This window comes from Nocardioides sp. Z50_6 (assembly GCF_058215755.1).
In genome coordinates this window covers 52,813-71,260 of record NZ_JBZAJB010000008.1, presented here as the reverse complement: position 1 = coordinate 71,260, position 18,448 = coordinate 52,813, and the positions used below count along the sequence as shown (strand labels likewise).

The 18,448-nt window shown below is 70.8% G+C and carries 19 protein-coding genes and 1 pseudogene; 10 read left to right on the top strand and 10 right to left on the bottom strand.

Annotated elements, in window-relative coordinates; translation table 11 throughout:
* Nucleotides 1–186: 186 nt before the first annotated feature.
* Nucleotides 187–930: a maleate cis-trans isomerase family protein gene (locus AC4BGE_RS16595; protein ID WP_490572353.1), complete on the bottom strand. Its 744-nt coding sequence runs from the start codon at nucleotides 928–930 to the stop codon at nucleotides 187–189.
* A complete protein-coding gene (locus AC4BGE_RS16590) occupies nucleotides 927–1,484 on the bottom strand; it encodes a TetR-like C-terminal domain-containing protein (RefSeq protein WP_490572352.1) in 558 nt (185 codons plus the stop codon). Before AC4BGE_RS16590 ends, AC4BGE_RS16595 begins: the two co-directional genes overlap by 4 nt.
* 89 nt (nucleotides 1,485–1,573) lie before the next feature.
* On the opposite strand from AC4BGE_RS16590, the gene AC4BGE_RS16585 reads away from it, so the two are divergent.
* Entirely contained in the window at nucleotides 1,574–2,467 is an 894-nt protein-coding gene (locus AC4BGE_RS16585) for a DUF4437 domain-containing protein (protein ID WP_490575977.1), read from the top strand.
* 99 nt (nucleotides 2,468–2,566) lie between these two features.
* Here AC4BGE_RS16585 and AC4BGE_RS16580 read toward each other — a convergent pair whose 3' ends face one another.
* Nucleotides 2,567–3,232, bottom strand: a complete 666-nt coding sequence (locus AC4BGE_RS16580) for a DUF6629 family protein (RefSeq protein WP_490575976.1) — start codon at nucleotides 3,230–3,232, stop codon at nucleotides 2,567–2,569.
* Between the two features lie 192 nt (nucleotides 3,233–3,424).
* Between AC4BGE_RS16580 and AC4BGE_RS16575 the strand changes: the two genes are divergently transcribed.
* Together AC4BGE_RS16575 and AC4BGE_RS16570 are read left to right on the top strand one after the other, a co-directional pair.
* On the top strand, nucleotides 3,425–4,561 hold the full coding sequence (locus tag AC4BGE_RS16575; protein ID WP_490575975.1) for a glycosyltransferase 87 family protein: 1,137 nt from the start codon (nucleotides 3,425–3,427) through the stop codon (nucleotides 4,559–4,561).
* A gap of 61 nt (nucleotides 4,562–4,622) precedes the next feature.
* Nucleotides 4,623–5,162: a GNAT family N-acetyltransferase gene (locus tag AC4BGE_RS16570; RefSeq protein ID WP_490575974.1), complete on the top strand. Its 540-nt coding sequence runs from the start codon at nucleotides 4,623–4,625 to the stop codon at nucleotides 5,160–5,162.
* Between the two features lie 62 nt (nucleotides 5,163–5,224).
* On the opposite strand, the gene AC4BGE_RS16565 is transcribed toward AC4BGE_RS16570, so the two are convergent.
* From AC4BGE_RS16565 to AC4BGE_RS16550, 4 genes are read right to left on the bottom strand one after another with little or no spacing between them, the layout of a single operon-like run.
* Nucleotides 5,225–6,181, bottom strand: a complete 957-nt coding sequence (locus AC4BGE_RS16565) for a hypothetical protein (protein WP_490575973.1) — start codon at nucleotides 6,179–6,181, stop codon at nucleotides 5,225–5,227.
* Nucleotides 6,182–6,691 carry a hypothetical protein gene (locus tag AC4BGE_RS16560; protein ID WP_490575972.1) on the bottom strand — a complete coding sequence of 170 codons (510 nt, stop codon included), beginning with the start codon at nucleotides 6,689–6,691 and terminating at the stop codon, nucleotides 6,182–6,184.
* Nucleotides 6,688–7,602: a hypothetical protein gene (locus AC4BGE_RS16555; RefSeq protein WP_490575971.1), complete on the bottom strand. Its 915-nt coding sequence runs from the start codon at nucleotides 7,600–7,602 to the stop codon at nucleotides 6,688–6,690. The genes AC4BGE_RS16560 and AC4BGE_RS16555 overlap by 4 nt, the downstream gene beginning before the upstream one ends.
* Complete coding sequence (locus tag AC4BGE_RS16550; RefSeq protein WP_490575970.1) at nucleotides 7,602–7,925, bottom strand: hypothetical protein; 324 nt, start codon at nucleotides 7,923–7,925, stop codon at nucleotides 7,602–7,604. Before AC4BGE_RS16550 ends, AC4BGE_RS16555 begins: the two co-directional genes overlap by 1 nt.
* Nucleotides 7,926–8,133: 208 nt before the next feature.
* On the opposite strand from AC4BGE_RS16550, the gene AC4BGE_RS16545 reads away from it, so the two are divergent.
* Nucleotides 8,134–8,775, top strand: coding sequence for a hemerythrin domain-containing protein (locus tag AC4BGE_RS16545; RefSeq protein WP_490575969.1), 642 nt, complete (start codon nucleotides 8,134–8,136; stop codon nucleotides 8,773–8,775).
* A gap of 10 nt (nucleotides 8,776–8,785) precedes the next feature.
* Here the strand turns inward: AC4BGE_RS16545 and AC4BGE_RS16540 are convergent, their stop codons facing one another.
* The gene (locus tag AC4BGE_RS16540; RefSeq protein WP_490572342.1) at nucleotides 8,786–9,382 is read right to left on the bottom strand and encodes a TetR/AcrR family transcriptional regulator; all 597 of its coding nucleotides are present in this window, start codon (nucleotides 9,380–9,382) and stop codon (nucleotides 8,786–8,788) included.
* 116 nt (nucleotides 9,383–9,498) lie between these two features.
* Between AC4BGE_RS16540 and AC4BGE_RS16535 the strand changes: the two genes are divergently transcribed.
* From AC4BGE_RS16535 to AC4BGE_RS16525, 3 genes and pseudogenes are all read left to right on the top strand, one after another.
* The gene (locus tag AC4BGE_RS16535) at nucleotides 9,499–10,548 is read left to right on the top strand and encodes a hypothetical protein (protein ID WP_490575968.1); all 1,050 of its coding nucleotides are present in this window, start codon (nucleotides 9,499–9,501) and stop codon (nucleotides 10,546–10,548) included.
* Nucleotides 10,549–10,608: 60 nt separating this feature from the next.
* Nucleotides 10,609–11,082: a PGPGW domain-containing protein gene (locus AC4BGE_RS16530; protein ID WP_490572340.1), complete on the top strand. Its 474-nt coding sequence runs from the start codon at nucleotides 10,609–10,611 to the stop codon at nucleotides 11,080–11,082.
* 46 nt (nucleotides 11,083–11,128) lie between these two features.
* Nucleotides 11,129–12,065 (top strand): annotated as a pseudogene (locus tag AC4BGE_RS16525) (IS5 family transposase).
* Here AC4BGE_RS16525 and AC4BGE_RS16520 read toward each other — a convergent pair.
* Nucleotides 12,062–12,436: a hypothetical protein gene (locus AC4BGE_RS16520; protein WP_181313030.1), complete on the bottom strand. Its 375-nt coding sequence runs from the start codon at nucleotides 12,434–12,436 to the stop codon at nucleotides 12,062–12,064. The pseudogene AC4BGE_RS16525 and the gene AC4BGE_RS16520 sit on opposite strands and share 4 nt — an antisense overlap.
* 741 nt (nucleotides 12,437–13,177) lie before the next feature.
* On the opposite strand from AC4BGE_RS16520, the gene AC4BGE_RS16515 reads away from it, so the two are divergent.
* From AC4BGE_RS16515 to AC4BGE_RS16505, 3 genes are read left to right on the top strand one after another with little or no spacing between them, the layout of a single operon-like run.
* The gene (locus AC4BGE_RS16515; RefSeq protein ID WP_490575967.1) at nucleotides 13,178–14,143 is read left to right on the top strand and encodes a peptidoglycan-binding protein; all 966 of its coding nucleotides are present in this window, start codon (nucleotides 13,178–13,180) and stop codon (nucleotides 14,141–14,143) included.
* Nucleotides 14,140–14,781 carry an ABC transporter ATP-binding protein gene (locus tag AC4BGE_RS16510; RefSeq protein ID WP_489966296.1) on the top strand — a complete coding sequence of 214 codons (642 nt, stop codon included), beginning with the start codon at nucleotides 14,140–14,142 and terminating at the stop codon, nucleotides 14,779–14,781. Before AC4BGE_RS16515 ends, AC4BGE_RS16510 begins: the two co-directional genes overlap by 4 nt.
* Nucleotides 14,778–15,905, top strand: coding sequence for an FtsX-like permease family protein (locus AC4BGE_RS16505; protein WP_489966297.1), 1,128 nt, complete (start codon nucleotides 14,778–14,780; stop codon nucleotides 15,903–15,905). Before AC4BGE_RS16510 ends, AC4BGE_RS16505 begins: the two co-directional genes overlap by 4 nt.
* A 74-nt stretch (nucleotides 15,906–15,979) precedes the next feature.
* Here the strand turns inward: AC4BGE_RS16505 and AC4BGE_RS16500 are convergent, their stop codons facing one another.
* A complete protein-coding gene (locus AC4BGE_RS16500; RefSeq protein WP_490575966.1) occupies nucleotides 15,980–18,409 on the bottom strand; it encodes a phosphoketolase family protein in 2,430 nt (809 codons plus the stop codon).
* Between the last annotated feature and the right edge of the window lie 39 nt (nucleotides 18,410–18,448).

Below are 18,448 nucleotides of genomic sequence, written 5' to 3'. Positions count from 1 at the left end.
CGATGCAAGGAAGTACGACGCCGACGGCCGTCAGTCTGCAGTGGACTTCGACAGCGACCGCACCGGATCGACCTCACGCGTCATCCGGGTCGGCTGAGCGCGGTCCCTGCCCGTTTCCAGTGATTGGCGCCGGCGGTGCGGATGGCGTCCTCGAGGTCGCTGAACAGGACCTCGCAGCAGCGCACGTCAGTGCTCGCGCAGCAGGACGCCCGCGCCGGGGACCCGGTCCTCGATCCCGTGCTCGCGCAGCGCGTGCCAGAGCGTGGCAGAGTTGATGGCGACGACCGGCTTGCCGAGCTCGACCTCCAGCGTCTCGGCGAGGCCGACGAAGGACAGGTTCGTGCCCACCTGCACGATCGCCTCCACGTCCGGACCGTCGAGCTCGGCGACGACTTCGCGCAGCCTCGGCTCCGCGACGCGGGCGATGCCGGTCGCGGTCGCACAGCGCAGGCCGGTGATCGCGGCGACGTCGAAGCCCGCCTCGGTGAAGAAGCGGCCCACCTCGCGGTCGGCCACGGGCTGGTAGGGCGAGAACACCGCGATCCGGCGTACGCCCAGTGCCCGGAGCCCCGCACGACAGGAGCTCGCGCCGGTGGTGACCGGCAGCCCCGTGCGCTCGCGCAACCGGCGCTCGAACGCCGCGTTGCCCTCCACGCCGCCCCAGAACGTCTCCGCCGACATGCCCATGACCAGCCGGTCGGGCTCCGCGGTGAGGGCGTCCCGCACCGCGGTGTCGATGGAGGCCCGGATCTGCAGCAGCAGCGCCTCGAAGCCCGCGTCGCCGTCCATGGTCGGGTTCTCGATGTACATCGAGCCGGCCCGGAAGGCCACGCCCCCGACGCCGGCGCGCCAGTAGTCGTGCTCGACGACGGTGTTGGTGCTGGGGACGATCACCCCGAACACGGCGCGGGGGCCCACGACGTTCGTCATCGGGCGACCTCCGAGAGGTGCAGGTCGACCGCCCGGTGCGCACGCGCGCGGGCCGTCGGCCGGTCGAGCAGCAGCGCGTCGACGAGCAGCGGCGAGAGGATCGCGGCCACCGCGTCGTCCGCCGCGGTCCGAGACACCCCGGCGTCGCGGAGCACGGCCTGGAAGGGCGCCAGCAGGTCCCCGACGTAGCGCCGCCGCAGCTCCGCGGCCGCGGGGTCCGATCCCCCGGTCGCGGCGAGCGCCTGCAGGAACGCCGCCACGGGCTTGTCCCGGAGCCGGTTGCACAGGGCGTCGACCTCCGCGTGGAGGTCCTGCGCCACGTCGCCCGTGGGCGTACGACGCGGGCTGGGGGCGACGTCGATGAGCGCAGCCAGGACGTCGGTCGGCGTGGGCCAGTGCCGGTAGATCGTCGACCGGGACACCCCTGTCACCTGGTGCAGGCGCTGCGCCGTCAGCGCGGTCGCACCCTCGGTCAGCAGCAGCTCCAGCGCCGCGGTCAGCACCGTGGTGGTCGTGTCGTTCGCCGGCCCCGCGGGCCGTCCGGTCCTGGACATGAACATAACGATACAACATGCACCGCTAATATGATATCAGTACATATTGTATCGCTAAGTTGACGGCCCACCATCACCCGAGGAGACCCATGCGCCCCCACGTCGAGACCATCGACGAGCGTGACCTGATCTGGCACGTCGCCGAGTTCGAGCACGCCACCGGCACCGCCCGGCAGCGCAACCTCTGCTACGACGAGGAGGACGGCTCGGCGTCGCTGAAGGTGCACTTCACCACCGACTGGTCGCGTCCCGCCGGCGTCCACGCGGCCGAGACCGAGTGGTACGTGCTGGAGGGCCAGGTCCGCATCGGCGACACCGTGCTGGGCCCCGAGGGCTACTGGCACGCCAGCGCCGGCGTCCTGACCCCGCCCCTGGAGGTCGCCGAGGGGTCGGTCGTGCTGGTGTTCCGCGAGTTCGGGGACTGGACCTTCACCCCCGCCGACGCCGACGCGCCCAGCGTCCGCCCCGAGCAGCAGCTGATCGTCCTGCAGACCCGCGACATGCCGTGGATCGACGTGGAGGACGGCAGCCCGATGCGCTTCGACCTCGGCGGCACCCCCGTCCCCGGTCTCTACATCAAGCTGCTGCACCGCGACGAGAAGACCGGCTTCTACACCCGGCTGATCAAGGCCAAGCCGGGCTGGGTCGAGCACCCCCTCGCCCACCACCCCTGCAGCGAGGAGGCGTACTGCCTCGAGGGCGGCTTCGAGTACAGCTTCGGCAACATGTGGCCCGGCACCTACTTCTACCGCCCGCCGCTGGTGCGCCACGGCGACTTCGTCGCCCACCGCGAGCACGGCTGCACGTGGCTGATGCGCTCCGACAGCGACCTGGTCGACTGGTACACCGAGGACGCACGCATCGAGATGCTCGGCACCCCCACCAACTGGGGCGAGGGCTTCCCCCGCACCGCCGCCCCGCGCCCGGTGCAGCCCGTGCGCTCGCGCAGCCTCGGCCCCTGGGCGGACCCGACCTACCAGTGACGGCGAGGGCGGTCCCGGGAGACCTCGACACCTGTCCCGGGACCGCCACGCCGGCGCCAGGTCGGTGACGGAGGTGACGCCCCCTGACAGCCGAGAGGCTCAGGCGGGTGCGGGCGTTGCGTAGCCCTCGAGGCGATGGAGGTCGGACAGCCGGCGGCGCAGCATCATGTGCACGACGACCAGACCCGAGGTCAGCGCCGCGTAGACGCACCACAGCGACGCGAAGGCCTGGACGTAGACGATGGCGACGACCGAGAGCCCGACCAGGTTGAGCAGCCCGAAGGCGACGATCGAGGGGTAGCCCGACAGCACCGAGGGGCCGATCACCGCCACGATGTAGAGCACGGCCCACATCGCCCCCCACGTCAGGTCGACGTCGTAGACCAGTGCGTGCGGCTCCTCCCTGACCAGGAGGGGGCCGTCGAGCACCGCCCAGAGCAGGTACGCCGAGACCACCGCGCCGAGCGCGACGAACGGCGCCACCCGCTGGCGAAATCCCCGCGGCTCGAGCAGCAGCACCGCGAGCGGCACGAAGAGCGGCAGGACCGGGAAGGCGAAGAGGACGTAGAGCAGCGCGGCTGCGTCCTGGACCCCGGCCGAGACGTAGTCGGACGCGCCGTGCCAGACCAGCGCCTCGGTCAGCTGGTGCAGCGCGAAGAGCAGGGGCAGCGAAGCGAACGGGAGCTCGCGAGGGGTGCGCACCTCGCGCAGGGAGACGACCGCGACGGGGAGCAGGGCCAGCCCGGCGGTCACATCGGCGCTCATCGAGAAGCACACACCCAGCCGGTACCCCCGTGCCGGTGGGTGGAAACGCCCGGCGCCGCCAGGCGGGGGCAGAGGGGCCACCCCCGGGACTTCCTCCGGCGGCTCACGGACCTCGGCCAGGGGCTAAGGACCCGTCGGTTGAGGTCCTCGTGGACCCTGCCGGGCGGTGCGTGGCGCGGCGACCGTGGTCGGGTGCCCACCCTGACACCTCGGAGGGCCTGGACGCTCGCCGCCGTCTCGGTGGCCTGCCGCCTGGCCCTGCGGACGATCCGCGGCGACGTCGTGCCCCGCTTCCACGACCTCGCCGTCTACCGCGCCGAGGGCATGGCGCTGCGGCTCGGGTCGGACCTCTACGGCGCCCTGCCGGGGGTGCACGGCCTGGCCACCTATCCCCCGTTCGCCGCGATCCTCTTCGTTCCTGCGACCTTCGTGCCGTCGGGCCCCCTCGAGCTCGCGTCGGTGCTGGCCAACCTCGTCCTGCTGGCGGCGGTGGGCCACCTCTCGCTCCGCCTGGCCGGCCTCGAGGGCAGCCGGTTGAGCACGGGGACGGCGGTGCTGCTCGCGGTTGCCGTGTGGTGCGAGCCGGTGCAGTCCACCATCGGGTTCGGCCAGGTCAACCTGCTGCTCCTCGCCCTCGTCCTCGGCGACCTGACCGTGCTGCGCGACACCCGCTGGGCCGGGATCGGCACCGGCCTGGCCGCCGGGATGAAGGTGACGCCGGCGATCTTCATCGTCTACCTGCTGCTGGCCGGGCCGCGCCGAGCCGGCGCCACGGCCGTCGTGGCGGCGGGCGGCACCGTGCTGCTGTCCGCGCTCGTCGACCGGCGGGCGACCTGGGACTTCTGGACCCGCCACCTCTTCGACGACCGACGGGTCGGGCGACCCGAGAACGTCTCGAACCAGTCGGTGCGGGGATGGCTGGTCCGCGCCTTCGGCGACCGCGACCTCGGCGGCTGGCAGCTCGCGGTGATGCTCCTGGCGGTGCTCGTCGTCCTGCTCGTCGGGACCGCCGTGGCCGTCCGGGCCGGTCGCGCCGGCGACGACCTGGGCGGACTGGTGGCCATCGCCGCGACCGGGCTCCTGGTCTCGCCGATCTCGTGGAGCCATCACTGGGTGTGGTGCGTACCGATGCTGGTGCTCGGCTGGCAACGCTCCCGGCTGCTGCTCCTCACGGTGCTGGCAACCACCGCGACCTACCTCGTGTGGCGGGTCCCCGACGGCGACCGACCGGAGCTCTCGTGGCACCCGCTCCAGGTGGCCCTCTCCGGCCCCTACGTCGTCCTCGGCGTGGTGGTGCTGGTGGTCGTGGCGCGACTCCCCGAGCCATGACGGCCCGGGGCGAGCGCGCGGCGGCGCCAGACCTCGCAGCCGCCGGACTACGTTCTGGGACATGTCAGAGCATCCCGCCGACGAGTGGACGCTTCCTCCGTTGGAGACTGAGCGCCTGGTGCTCCGCGGCCCCGAGATCCGTGACCGCTCGGCCATCGTCGGCCTCTTCGCATCCCCGGAGGTCGGGACCTACCTCGGCGGGCCGCGACCCAAGGACGAGCTGGAGCGAACCGTTCCTCAGCACCCGAGACGCCGCGCGGGCCAGTTCGTCGTCGCCCTCGCCGGCTCGATGATCGGGATGGTGACACTCGACCGCCGTGACCCAGAGCTGCCCGGGCACGTCCGGCCGCAAGGCGGAGAGGCAGAGCTGGGGTACCTGTTCCTCCCGAGGTTCTGGGGCCGGGGCTATGCGTACGAGGCGTGCTCCGCCGCGCTCGCCTGGTTCAGGCGAGAGTCCCCCGGTGAGCCGGTGGTCCTGTGCACCCAGGTCGCCAACGCACGTGCTGTGCGCTTGGCGGAGCGACTGGGGTTCGAGGAGGCCGCGCGGTTCACCCAGTTCGACGCAGCGCAGTGGTTCGGGGCACTGCCACCGAAGGTGTGACGCTCGGCTCGGCCGAGCCGGCACCCGGGCCGACGCCGACCCTCAGCACCATCGGCAGCACGTCAGCCCTCCAGCGTCCGTCCGCCGGACAGGGTCACTCGGGCTCCGTCGAGGGAGCCACCGACACCTCGGGCGCGCAGGGTGAACCGCACCTGGGCCTGCCACGTCAGCGGAGCGCTGGCTGAGGGCACGACCAGCCGTCCACCGACCGAGCCGGCTCCCGACGCACCGGTCTCGAGGCCGGGGGTGACCTCGGTCCCGTTGACCTCGGTGGTCGCCTCGGCGAACGTCGCCCGATACTCCGCACCGCCCTGAGCGACCTTGGCGACCCGCAGGTCGGGCTCGAGCACCGCGTGCACCCGGCCTTCTTCGACCCAGCCGACCTCGGGCAGGTAGGGCAGGGTCCAGGCACGGAGGGTGCAGTCGACCTCGGCGGCGGCGTCAGCAGCAGCCCCCTCGATCTGCCAGGCGTCGTCGCAGTCGACGCGCTCGCCGTCCGCTCGGGGTGAGTACAGCTCGTCGGCGACGCCGGGCTCGCGCTCGCCGCCGGCGGCGAAGCGCTGAACCACGCCGTCGTACTCGACGGTGAGGCCCTCGACGTCGCCCGAGCCGGCCACGGCCGCCACCACACCAGCATCAGCCGGGGCCGGTCCGTCGGCGAGGGTCGCCACCGGCGTCTCGCCCTCGGAGGTGATCAGGACGAGCTCGCTCTCCTGGTCGAACCCGGTGACGCCGTTGCTGAGCGCCCGGTCCAGGGACCACGAGACCGGGACCAGCGCGCCACCGTCCGGGGGGCGCACGACGCCCTGGTCGGTGTTGGCCTCGCCCACCGGGTCGCCGACCACGACGGTGATCGCGCCGCTCGGCACCTTTACCTCGAAAGTCCGGCCCTTCACCCCGGCACCGGCCGACGCCACTGCGCCCACCGCGAGGGAGTCGCCTTCGTCGTGGGAGCAGCCGGCAGCCCCCGCCGCGACCAGGACGACGCCCAGCGCGAGGCCCGCGTACGCACGTCGCACCTAGTGCCCCTCCCGCTTCAGCTCCTGCATCAGGCGGAACTGCTCGCGCAGGGCGGCTGTGGCGGCCTCGCCGAGGGCCCGCTCGAGGGCAGCGTGGTCGCGCCGCGCCCAGGCCTCGGCCGAGATCTCGACCGTGAAGCGGGTCATCCCCACCCCCACCACGCTCACGGCGCCGTCCCAGGAGGCGCCCTGGACCACCAGTGAGTCGCGGCGGTCCAGGAACTCCGTCACGTGCGGGTCGCCGTTGGCCTCGATGGGGCCGACCGCGATGCCGGTGGCGAGCTCCTTGCTCCGGTTGTAGGCACGGGTGCGGTCCACGAAGGCCAGACGGAAGAGCCGGACCAGCTGGGTGGTGAAGGTCGTCAGGTCCGTGCGCTGGAGCCAGCCCGGATCCACGGCGAACCGGAGCTCGACGTCACCGTGGTTGCTCAGGGTGATCGCCCCGTTGGGCGAGGCGGTCGTGACGACAACGCTCTGCCACGACTCGCGCAGCCTGGCCATGCCGCTCATCGCTGGCCCCAGGTGCCGAGTCCGTCGTAGGCGTGGATGTGGTCGCGCCGCACCGATGTCAGAGCAGGGGCCGGCGGGCAGTAGACACGCCAGTTGGCCTCGATCTCGCTGATGTTGCGCTCGACGTCGGCCTTGATGGTCTCCTCGGCCGCCTTGACCGCATCCTCCACCAGGCGCACCCCCGCCTTGAGGTCGTTGAGGACCTCGCGGGGGCAGCAGCTGCGGATCTCCACGGACTCCTCGTTGGCTGCCCCGACGAGGTCCATGCCCGTGCTCGCGACCGTCACGCCGGCGCCCACCGCCGCCACCAGGGACAGCGAGGCTCCCCCGGTCGGGACGGCGCCGGCGACCGCGAGGACGGCGCCGGCGATCTGGAGCATCGCCTTGAAGTCGCCGGACCCGGTGTCAAACTCGTCGTCGGCGGCCTCCAGCGCCTCGTAGGCGGCGTCGCCCAGCCTCTTGAGGTCGTCCATCGCGGCCGTCCAGACGGCTGCCTCGGCGTGGAGCAGCTGCCGCAGCGCGTGCATCGCACTGAACTGGTTGGCGATCCCGGTCTTCCACCCCATGGACCAGGTGAAGAACCCGTCGGCGGCCACACCGGTCCAGTCGTCGAGCTCGACCCCGACCGCGGCGACCTGGTCCAGCACCGAGTTCGCGCTGGCACTGACGGGCCGGCCGTCGCTCCCGGTGGTGTCCGTGTCGAAGCCGGCCGGGGCGAGCTTCTTGAGGGAGTCGAGCAGCGCGTCGGTCTTGGCGCCGAAGTCGTCCGGGTTCGGGACATCGGCGAACTTGTCGAAGATGGTGCCGAACTCGGCGGGGTTGTCCGGGAAGCCCTTGCCCCACGAGCCGCTGTTGTAGCGGCCCATCAGCTTGTCCTGCAGGTCCATCAGGTCGGCCGGCGTCGTCCCCATCAGTCGACCCTCGCCTTCTCGCGGGCATAGGCGTCGCGGGCGGCCTGGTCGGTGAGCTGGAAGTCCTCCGCCGCCCACTCCAGTGCGGTGCCGCAGTCCACGATCGCCTCCCGGGTCTCGCGCAGCCCCTTGTTGATCAGGGCTCGGAGCGTCTCGAACGAGGAGCTGACGTCGGTCCCCACACCACCGGAGCGTGAGAGCAGCGGGGTCAACGAGGTGTTCACCCCCGCACGTGCCGCCTGCAACGTGTCGCCCACCGCAGGCAGGGTCCTGGTGCCGGCGCGCCACACGCGTCCGACCTCAACTCCGAGCGCTTCACTCATCTGTGCCTCCTCCGTAGGACGCCCTACCCTCCCAGAACTTCTCGGAAACCCCACCGGCGCCACGCATTCATGAGCGACGCGCGCGGGGGCACGCTCCCAGCCGACTCGTACGCCGGGGTACCGGGCGTGCCAGTGAGGATCAGCGTGGGTCTTCCTGGAGTCGATTCGAGGGGTCCCCAGGAGCACGGATCGGTCCTACAGTCGTCGTATGGCCGCTCCACGGATGAGCATGAACAAGGTGATCCACGGCGCCGTCCGACGTGACCTGAGCCGCTTCGTCACCGCCCTCGCCGCCTTCCCGGCCGGCGACCAGCGGCGTGCGACCGAGCTGCAGACCGCGTGGGAGAGCTTCCGGGACCAGCTCCACCACCACCACACGGGCGAGCACGAGATCGTCTGGCCCGCTCTGCAACGGCTCGGGGTGAGCGCTGAGCTGCTGGCCACCTTGGACGCCGAGCACGACACGATGGCTCGCGCCCTGGCCACCGCGGATGCGGCGGTGAATGCACTGGTCGACACCCCCGATGCCGCGCGGGCCGCGCACGCGCAGGCCGCCTTCGAGCACCTGCGTGAGGTCACCGTCGCGCACCTCGACCACGAGGAGGCCGAGATCGAGCCCGTCTACCTGGCTCACCACGACCACCCCGCGGTCGTCGGGATGACCCGTGAGCTCCGCAGGGAGCAAGGTCTCCCCATGGCCGGCCGGTTCCTCGCCTGGCTGCTGGACGGCGCCACGCCGGAAGAGCGCGGGGCGATCGACGCAGTTGTCCCCGTGCCGGTCCGCAAGGCCCTCGTCGGGACCTTCGGGCGCGGCTATCGCAAGACCGTCGCTCCGGTCTGGTCAGGGTGAGAGGAGGTCGTCACTCCCCCTCGTCGGCAGGACCCAACCAGGCGGGCCGCGGTCCGGGCACCATCCCCGCGAGCATGGTGGTGACCAGCCTCGGCACCAGGTCCGGCGCCGCGCTGCGGATGGCCTCCGGCAGAGGACGGGTGAGCAGACCGACGGCCAGCACCAGCTCGAGGGCGTCGAGGTCGTCGCGGACCAGGCCGGCCCCTGCTACCGCTGCGAGCAGCTCCTCCACGCCGGCCAGCGTCTCCTCCTGGGCCTGCCGCACGGGGGCGGAGATGTCCTGGGTCCGGTACCGCGCGAGCGCGGCCGCGAGAGCGCCGAGATCCAGCTCCACGAGCCGGCGGACGTAGCCGCGCCACATCCGGGCCGGGTCGCTCGCCATCCCCGCCATCGCCTCGGCCGCGGCGGTGCGCATGTCGAGGAGGATCGCGAGGACGACCTCGTCGGTCAGGGCGGACCTCGACGCGAAGTTCCGGTAGAGCGTGGCGATCCCGACCCCGGCGGCGTCGGCGACCGACTCCAGCGCGACGTCGTCGCCTTCCGCGGCGAAGAGCCTCCTGGCCGCTCGGACGATCTCCCTGCGTCGCTTCGCTGCGTCCGCCCGCATGTGGCCCCCTGTTGCTCGTTCGTGCCGACGATTTGACTCGCCGAGAATAACCGGAGGATTATCTTCCACATAAGTGGAGGGATCGCCTCCGCAACGTTTGATTGCAGAGGAAAGCCTTGTCCCCGACACTCGCGGCGACCCCGGCAGCCGGAACGCCCGTCACCGACACCTCGACCCGTCGCACGCCGCCGCCCCTGGTGGCCCTGCTCGGCATGACGGCGGGACTCGCCGCCATCCTGGTGATCCTGCTCGCCCTCTTCATCCTCCCCTCCCTCAAGAGCGGGGCCCACGACCTCCCGGTCGGCGTGGTGGGCTCCGCTGCCGGAGTCACGAAGGTGGAGCAGAACCTGACCACCACCGCCCCGGACGCCTACCAGCTCCAGCAGTTCGACTCCGAGCAGGCCCTGGTCGACGCCGTCCGGGGCCGGGAGGTGGTCGGTGGGTTCGTCGTCGACCCCGGCAAGATCCACGCCGTCGTCGCGAGCGCAGGCTCTGCCGCCATCTCCTCCTCCGTCGCCGCCACCGCCCAGACCCTGGGCCAGGCGTTCGGCGCCGAGGTCAGCAGCAGCGACGTGGTGGCACTGCCCGATTCCGACCCCACCGGCATCGGCATCGGCGGGCTCGCGTTCCCGCTCGTCTTCGGCGGCATCGTCCCGGTGGTCGCCTTCCGCACCCTCTTCCCCCGCCGCCACAAGTGGAGGCTCGGCGGCCTCCTCGCCTTCTCGGCCGCGGGCGGCGTGATCGTCGCCGGTGTCCTGCGCTTCTGGTTCGGCAGCATCGAGTCCGCCTTCTGGCCCGTCGCCGGCGCCATGGCACTGGGCATCGCGGCCCTCGCCTTCCTGCTCAGCGGACTCCAGCAGGCCTTCGGCGGCAAGGGCTTCACCATCGGCGCGATGACCATGATGTTCCTCGGCAACCCGCTCGCGGGCATCGCCACCACGGGCGCCTGGCTGCCCTCGGGCCTGGGCGACGTCGGCCAGATCCTGCCGCCCGGCGCGGCCGGGACCCTGGTCCGCTCGGGCGCCTACTTCGGCGGAGCGGGCGGACTGGTCGCGGGTCTGACCCTCGCCGCCTGGGTGGTCCTCGGCCTCGCCCTGCACACGTTCGGCGTCGCCCGTCAGGCACCCCAGCCGGCGTCGGCCACCAGCACCACGCCACTCACGTAGGCGCCGAGCGAGGCTAGACTCGCTCGGCAGATGCCGACCACCCCCCGACGAAGGACGGCCGTGAGCGCCACGAGCACCGTCAAGCACGTCCTGCTGCAGGCCGTCGGCTGGCTGCTCGTGCTCGTCGGTCTCGCGGCGTTGGTGCTCCCCGGCCCCGGCCTGCTCGCCCTCTTCGCGGGGATGGCCGTCCTGGCCACCCAGTACGAGTGGGCAGAACGCCGCCTCGCCCCGGTGAAGAGGGCGGCACACCGCTCCGCCGCCGACAGCGTCAGGACGTGGCCGCGCATCATGGCCTCGACGCTGGGAGCGTGCGTGATCATCGGGTTCGGTGTCTTCTGGGGCGCCGGACCCCCGTCTCCCCCGTGGTGGCCCGTCGCCGACACGTGGTGGCTGCTGGGCGGCTGGGGAACCGGCGCCACGCTGATCGGGTCCGGCCTCATCGCCCTGGCGATGATCGTCTACAGCTACCGGCACTACCGCGACCGCGAGGATGGCGCCGCGGCCGCGCAGTCCGAGGACCTGGCGGACGACTAGGGCGTGTCTCCCTAGTCCGGGCGTGGCGGCCTGATTTGCTGCGGTCATGTCTCGCGAACGGGTCCTGACCGATGCTCAGTGGGAGCAGATCGCGCCGCTGATGCCGTCCTCGGATGGTGTGAAGTCGCGGCCGTTCCGTGAGCATCGGCAGGTGGTCGAGGGCGTGATCTACCGGTTCCGCACCGGCATCGCCTGGCGCGATCTGCCTTCCTCGTTCGGACCCTGGCAGACCGTGTGGAAGCGACACCACCGGTTCTCCACCGATGGCACCTGGGACAAGATCCACGCCCGTCTCCTCGCCGAGGCCGACGCCGCCGGCAAGCTGGACTGGATGGTCAGCGTCGACTCCACGATCAACCGCGCTCATCAACACGCCACCAACACCACCCGGGTCGAGCAACCCACCGGGGACTCCCGAGCAGCACGCGAGGCACGAGCCGCGGCCCGCACAGGGGGCTGAGTCGAGTTACAAGAACCCCTGGATCGAGCCACCCGATCACGCCATCGGTCGCTCTCGTGGGGGCTTGTCGACCAAGATCCACCAGCTCGTCGACGGCCGCGGGCGGCCTCTGGTTATCGCCCTGACCGCGGGCCAGGCCGGTGACTCCACGATGCTCAAGCCGCTCCTGGCCCAGCTCGCCGTCGCCCGACTCGGGTCAGGCCGGCCACGGACCCGACCCGACGCCGTGCTCGCGGACAAGGCCTACTCCTCCCGCGGCACCCGCACCATGCTCCGCGACCGCGGCATCACCGCGGTGATCCCTCAACCCTCCGACCAGATCGCGCACCGCAAGCGGCGTGGCTCTGCGGGCGGACGACCGCCCGCCTTCGACGCCGCGGTCTACAAGGGCCGCAACGTCGTGGAACGGTCCTTCAACGACCACAAGCAATGGCGCGGCATCGCCACCCGCTACGACAAACTCGCCACCGTCTACCGAGGAGCCGTCGTCCTACGCGCCATCACCATCTGGCTGGCAACTTAGGTCAGGGGTTGCGGTTGCGGGCACTCCTGGTTCACTCGCTCCCACTCAGACGGGTCGTCGATGACGTCGCTGACTTCTCCATGTGGCATCCAATTGAGTGCTGTGTCCCAGGACTTCACCCAGGACTCCCGAGACGGGGGCTCACTGATTTCGTAGCCCAGTTCCTCGAGACAGTTCGCGGTGGCGAGGTAATCATCGAAGTGATCCCGCACTTGGGCATCGGTGAGTTCGTCGATCTTGGGGTCACCGACCTTTTGGCCGCACTTCTCCATGTGCGAGTTCCATGCGTCGTACTGCTCCGGTGGCAGGTCGACGGAGTCGAAGTTGCCCTGTTCCTCGTTGACCTTGACCGCGAAGCCGCCGTCCTCCATGCAGCCTGCGTAGGCGTAGAGCCATTCCCTTTGGGTCCCGTCGAAGATAGAGCGGCTCTCTTCTTGGGGCGATGGGGAGGTAGAAGCCGGAGGCGAAGACGGGAGCGCTTCGAGGTCAGCGCCGGTCTGCTCCCCAGTGCACCCAGCGGTGAGAGGAGCGACTGCGATGAGCGTCAGAGCCGCAAGGCGGGCTAGGTGCTGACGGGACTGGAGAGATTTAGCGGTCATCCGCCTACACAGCCGGTGCTGACGTTCTGCAAGCCGACGCTGCCGTATGCCCGCCAAGATCCTCCTCCGGGAACGCTTGCGAATGTCTTGTAGGTGCTCCACCCGGAAGAAGAGCCGAGCAACTGGTTAATCCCGCCAGGAGGCCGCTGCTCGGCGGATCCCTTGTGCTGGGCCTCGACCCAGCCGTAGCCGTTCGTAGGGTTGCAGGATCGATTGCCGGTCGAGGACACCGCATTGGCTGGCACGGCTGCAAGAGCCACTAGCCCTATTGTTGCTCCAGCAACGATGATCTTTCGTCGGTGCATGATTTTCCCCGTTGATGTAGTGGACTATGAGCATGCGTGCGGCGGGGGCGGCCGTCAAGGGTTGAGAACGCGCACGCGCTTGGACGGAGAGGACGGGGCGGGGGTACATGTGGGCCGTGTGAGGACGATCGTGCTCTGGGCGGCCGGGGCCGCAATGGTGGCTGCCCTGGGCTGGGGAGCTGGTCGAGCAACGCTTGCTCCGCCAGCGGTGGATCTACCCGATGCCGAGGCGGTGACGTACACGGTTGACAAGGGCAGGGTGGAGCGAGGTTTCGACTTCGGCGCCACCGCCGAGTGGCAGGTGGTGAGGAGGGCGACCAACGCCGCTAGCGGAACCGTCACGGGCGTCCTCGTCAGGCCGGGGAGCAGCGTGCGGAGCGGGGACGTCCTCTATCGCGTCGACGAGCGGCCGGTGTTCGTGGCTTCAGGTGCTGTGCCGCAGTACCGGGACTTGTCCGCGGGGGACGTGGGGCAGGATGTCCGTCAGCTTCAGCAACTGCTTTCCGATCGTGGGTACCTCAGTTCGACTCCATCGGGGACGTTCGGCACGGCCACTGAGTCGGCGGTGCGAGCGTGGCAACGATCCAGTGGGGTCCGCGAGACGGGTGTGGTCCCGCGAGGCGATCTCCTCTTCGTTGATCGGCTGCCTTCCCGCGTGAGACTGGCGGAATCGATCACCGTGGGTGCGCAGGTTTCCCCTGGCACCGAGGCAGTGCACGTGCTCGCCGCCTCCCCGCGCTTCACCATGACCCTGTCAGATGAACAGCTGGACTCCGTGCCGCCGAACGCGCGGGTGCGCGTCAGCACCGGCGGTCAAACGTGGAAGGCCCAGGTTGCCTCGCTCCAAGCCGGTGAGCCGGGTGAAACCACCCTGGTGCTACGAGGCGCCCGAGGAGGCGAGGTGTGCGGTGCCCGGTGTGATCGGTACGTCGGCACCGACGGACCGCAGCGGTTGCGCGCGACCGTGGTGGTCGTGCCCCGCACGTCCGGTCCGATGGTTCCCTCGGCGGCGATCCAGTCCGACGTGAGCGGTGGGCTCTTCGTGACCGACACCTCCGGGGAACAGCGACCCGTGGAGGTGCTGGCCGCGGACGGCGGTCAGGCAATCGTGGATGGCGTGGAGATCGGTACAGAGATCCTGCTGTTCGGCCAGGCCGAGGCGCAGGGCGGATGATCCGCGTCGAGGAGCTGAGCTTCGCCTACCGCGCCGGAGGCGATCGGGTGTTCGAGGGGCTGACGCACTCGTTTCCGTCCGGAGCGATCACGGCGGTGACCGGGCCCTCCGGCGGGGGGAAGTCGACGTTGCTCTACCTCATCGCGTTGATGCTGCGTGCCCGGGAGGGTGCGGTCTTTTACGGCGATCGGGAAGTGACCTCTCTGTCTGACGCTGCCCGCACCCAGGTCCGGAGCGCGAGTGTGGGATTCGTGTTCCAGGACGCGATGCTCGATCTGTCCCGGTCGGTGCTGGACAACGTGCTTGAAGGAGCCCTGTACGCCGGCATCACCCGCACGGACGCCGCCGCACGGGCCTACGGGCTCCTTGAGCGTCTGGAGGTCAGTCATCGCGCCGATCACCGGCCCGGCGAGATCTCCGGAGGCCAGGCGCAGCGCGTCGCGGTCTGCCGGGCCCTGGTCAAGCAGCCGCCCGTCATCATCGGGGACGAGCCGACCGGCAACCTCGACGCGGACACCACCGTCGTCGTCTGGCAGGCCTTCATCGACGCTGCTGCGGAGGGCGCGACCGTCATCGTCGCCACGCACGATGATGCGCTCGCGGAACGCGCCGACGCACGACTGACGGTCGGCGCATGAGGGGAGCCGACGTGCCGCCTGGCCGGCCAGGCACCCGCGCGCTGCTCGGGGAGGGGTGGCAGATCTTCCGTGCCCAACCCCTGGTCTCGGTCGTCACCGCATTCATCACAGCCGCGGTCTGCCTCTCGGTCTTCGTCACCGCCGGCCGTGCCGCCGCTGCCGAGGCCGCCGTGGTCAGTCAAGTCGACGGAGCCGGCGCCCGCACGATCCGGTTCTCTGATCCGTCCGGGGAGGCGGGTCTGACCGCCATGGGTGTGCAGCACGTTGCCGAGCTTCCCGGCGTCGACTGGATGCTGGCCATCGGGGACACCGTCGACGTGCGCAACAGCGCCATGCCACAGGTCGGCCGACCCGTTCCCAGCGCAGCGCTCTTCAGCGAGCTTCCACCCTCGGTCCGGCTCACCGCGGGCCGCGCGCCTCGCCTCGAGGAGGCGATCGCGGGCACCGAGGCCATGATCGCCCTCGGTCTGGCCGATCGGACCGGCGGTGTGCGCGGCCCACTTTTCGACGGCCCCGTCGTCGGCACCTTCGACGCGGCTTCCCCGGTGACAGAGCTCCAGCAGAGCGTCCTGATCCGCACCGTCCCAAGCGACGACCGCCTGATGCGAGAGGTCTACGTCGTTGCTGAGACCGTCGCTGACGTACGCACCCTCGAACGGGCGATCCCCACCATGCTCCACATGACCGACCCCAGCCAGCTGCGCATCGACTCTCCCGCGGTGCTCGTCGACCTCCAGGAGGTGCTCCGCGGCGAGCTCGGCGACAGTGGCCGACAGCTCATGCTCCTTGCCTTGGCCAGCGGCCTGGTCCTCATCGCGGTCAGCCTCTACGGCGCGACCGCAGCGCGCAAACGCGACTTCGGCCGCCGCCGCGCGCTCGGAGCGACCCGGTCCGCTCTAGTCGTACTGGTGCTGCTCCCTACCGGGCTCGGCGCCCTCGCAGGCGTCACGCTGGGCACCGGGTTCGGGGTGGCCATGGTGAACGCCACCCAAGGCACCGTCCCAGGAATCCCGTTCATCCTCGGGGTCCCCACCCTGACGCTGCTCACCGCCCTCCTGGCCGCAGTCCCGCCTGCAACCATCGCCGCAGCACAAGACCCGGTACGCATCCTCCGAGTGCCATAGCCTCGGATCCACCGATCAGCTAGGTGGATCCGGGCTTAGGAGACACGCCCTAGCGCCGGAACGGGTCCACGCGCTCAGCCCTCCGGCGCGGTGCGCTCGGGATCCGGGGTGACGGCGTGGGGGCCGGACCCCGGCTGCCACTGCCAGTCCCGGATCTCGGGGAGGTCCTCGCCGTGGGTGCGGATGTGGATCCGGTGCTCGACCAGCTTGTTCGTCAGCAGCTCGCGAACCGGTCCGCCCACGGCCTGGAGGCGCGGGACCCGGTCGATCACGTCCATCGCCAGGTCGAAGCGGTCGACCTGGTTGAGGACGGTCATGTCGAACGGGGTGGTCGTGGTGCCCTCCTCCTTGTAGCCGCGGACGTGCAGGTTCGGGTGGTTGTGCCGCCGGTAGGTGAGGCGGTGGATGAGGGTGGGGTACCCGTGGTAGGCGAAGATGACCGGCTTGTCCCTGGTGAACAGGGAGTCGAAGGCGTTGTCGGAGAGGCCGTGGGCGTGCTCGCGCTCATCCTGGAGGCGCATCAGGTCCACCACGTTGACGAACCTGACGGCCAGGTCGGGGAAGAAGCCCCGCAGCAGCTGGACCGCGGCCAACGCCTCCATCGTCGGCACCTCGCCGGCACAGCCGAGCACCACGTCCGGCTCCTCCCCCGTGTGCGTGCCGGCCCACTCCCAGATGCCGATGCCCTTCGTGCAGTGCGCCACCGCCTCGTCCATCGTGAGGTACTGCAGGGCCGGCTGCTTGCCCGCGACGATCACGTTGACGTACTGGCGGGTCCGCAGGCAGTGGTCAGCCACCGAGAGCAGCGTGTTGGCGTCCGGCGGGAAGTAGACGCGGATCACGTCCGCCGTCTTGTTGACCACGTGGTCGACGAACCCCGGGTCCTGGTGGGAGAAGCCGTTGTGGTCCTGGCGCCACACGTGCGAGGTCAGCAGGTAGTTGAGCGAGGCGATGGGACGGCGCCAGGCGAGGTCGTTGGTCACCTTCAGCCACTTGGCGTGCTGGTTGAACATCGAGTCCACCACGTGGATGAACGCCTCGTAGCACGAGAACAACCCGTGGCGGCCGGTCAGCAGATATCCCTCGAGCCACCCTTCGCAGGTGTGCTCGGAGAGGATCTCCATCACCCGTCCGTCGACGGCGAGGGCGTCGTCGTCCGGCAGGAGCTCGGCGTTCCAGGTGCGGGACGTCACCTCGAGCACGTCCTGGAGCCGGTTGGAGTTGTTCTCGTCCGGGGAGAAGAGGCGGAAGCGGTCCATGTTGGCGGCCATCACGTCACGCAGGAACCCGCCCAGCACCTTCGTCGCCTCGACCGCGCCGGTGCCCGGCGCCGTTACCTCGACCCCGTGGTCCCGGAAGTCGGGCATCCTCAGGTCCCGGAGCAGCAGGCCGCCGTTCGCATGCCGGTTGGCGCTCATCCGCCGCTCCCCCGGCGGGTGCAGCTCGGCGATCTCGGGCACCGGAGCCCCGTCGTCGGTGAACAGCTCCTCGGGGCGGTAGCTGCGCAGCCACCGCTCGAGGACGGCACGGTGCGAGTCGTCCTCCCGGGCCCGCGCGAACGGCACCTGGTGGGAGCGCCACGACCCCTCGACCCGGTGACCGTCCACCTCCGCCGGCCCGGTCCACCCCTTCGGGGAGCGCAGCACGATCATCGGCCACGGCCGCCGGGGCACCGGAGCGCCCACAGCCGCCCGGGCCTCGTGCTGGATGTCGGCGATCTCGTCCAGGCACAGGTCCAAGGTGGCGGCGAAGGCCTGGTGCATCTCCTCGGGGTCGGAGCCGGCCACCACGTGGGGGGCGTGCCCGTAGCCGCGCAGCAGCGATTCGAGCTCGTCGTCGCTGATCCGGGCCAGCACGGTCGGGTTGGCGATCTTGTAGCCGTTGAGGTGCAGGATCGGCAGCACCGCTCCGTCGCGACGCGGGTCGACGAACTTGTTGGAGTGCCAGCTCGTGGCCAGCGGGCCCGTCTCGGCCTCGCCGTCCCCCACCACCGCCGCGACCACCAGGTCGGGGTTGTCGAAGGCGGCCCCGTAGGCGTGGGAGAGCGAGTACCCCAGCTCTCCACCCTCGTGGATGGAGCCGGGGGTCTCCGGCGCCACGTGGCTCGGTATCCCGCCGGGGAAGGAGAACTGGCGGAAGAGCCGGCGCATCCCGGCCAGGTCGAGGCCGACGTCGGGGTAGACGTCGCTGTAGGTCCCCTCCAGCCAGCCGGCGGCCACCAGACCCGGCCCGCCGTGCCCCGGGCCGATGACGTACATCATGTCCAGCTCGCGGGCGGTGATCGCCCGGTTGAGGTGCGCGTAGACGAAGTTGAGGCCGGGCGTGGTGCCCCAGTGCCCCAGCAGCCGCGACTTCACGTGCTCGGGCCGCAGCGGCTCGCGCAGCAGCGGGTTGTCCATCAGGTAGATCTGGCCGACCGAGAGATAGTTCGCGGCCCGCCACCAGGCGTCGATCCGCCGGAGCTCGGCGGGGCCGAGGGGCGGCCCACCGCCGGAGCCGCTCATGACCTCGGGTGTACCCATGCACTGCGACGCTAGCCTGGA

What these genes read in the sequence shown, in the direction of transcription:
- AC4BGE_RS16595 (WP_490572353.1), bottom strand. Translation starts at nt 930, where the DNA reads ATGACGAACGTCGTGGGCCCCCGCGCCGTGTTCGGGGTGATCGTCCCC.
- AC4BGE_RS16590 (WP_490572352.1), bottom strand. Translation starts at nt 1,484, where the DNA reads ATGTCCAGGACCGGACGGCCCGCGGGGCCGGCGAACGACACGACCACC.
- AC4BGE_RS16585 (WP_490575977.1), top strand. Translation starts at nt 1,574, where the DNA reads ATGCGCCCCCACGTCGAGACCATCGACGAGCGTGACCTGATCTGGCAC.
- AC4BGE_RS16580 (WP_490575976.1), bottom strand. Translation starts at nt 3,232, where the DNA reads ATGAGCGCCGATGTGACCGCCGGGCTGGCCCTGCTCCCCGTCGCGGTC.
- AC4BGE_RS16570 (WP_490575974.1), top strand. Translation starts at nt 4,623, where the DNA reads ATGTCAGAGCATCCCGCCGACGAGTGGACGCTTCCTCCGTTGGAGACT.
- AC4BGE_RS16560 (WP_490575972.1), bottom strand. Translation starts at nt 6,691, where the DNA reads ATGAGCGGCATGGCCAGGCTGCGCGAGTCGTGGCAGAGCGTTGTCGTC.
- AC4BGE_RS16555 (WP_490575971.1), bottom strand. Translation starts at nt 7,602, where the DNA reads ATGGGGACGACGCCGGCCGACCTGATGGACCTGCAGGACAAGCTGATG.
- AC4BGE_RS16550 (WP_490575970.1), bottom strand. Translation starts at nt 7,925, where the DNA reads ATGAGTGAAGCGCTCGGAGTTGAGGTCGGACGCGTGTGGCGCGCCGGC.
- AC4BGE_RS16545 (WP_490575969.1), top strand. Translation starts at nt 8,134, where the DNA reads ATGGCCGCTCCACGGATGAGCATGAACAAGGTGATCCACGGCGCCGTC.
- AC4BGE_RS16540 (WP_490572342.1), bottom strand. Translation starts at nt 9,382, where the DNA reads ATGCGGGCGGACGCAGCGAAGCGACGCAGGGAGATCGTCCGAGCGGCC.
- AC4BGE_RS16520 (WP_181313030.1), bottom strand. Translation starts at nt 12,436, where the DNA reads ATGGAGGACGGCGGCTTCGCGGTCAAGGTCAACGAGGAACAGGGCAAC.
- AC4BGE_RS16510 (WP_489966296.1), top strand. Translation starts at nt 14,140, where the DNA reads ATGATCCGCGTCGAGGAGCTGAGCTTCGCCTACCGCGCCGGAGGCGAT.
- AC4BGE_RS16505 (WP_489966297.1), top strand. Translation starts at nt 14,778, where the DNA reads ATGAGGGGAGCCGACGTGCCGCCTGGCCGGCCAGGCACCCGCGCGCTG.
- AC4BGE_RS16500 (WP_490575966.1), bottom strand. Translation starts at nt 18,409, where the DNA reads ATGAGCGGCTCCGGCGGTGGGCCGCCCCTCGGCCCCGCCGAGCTCCGG.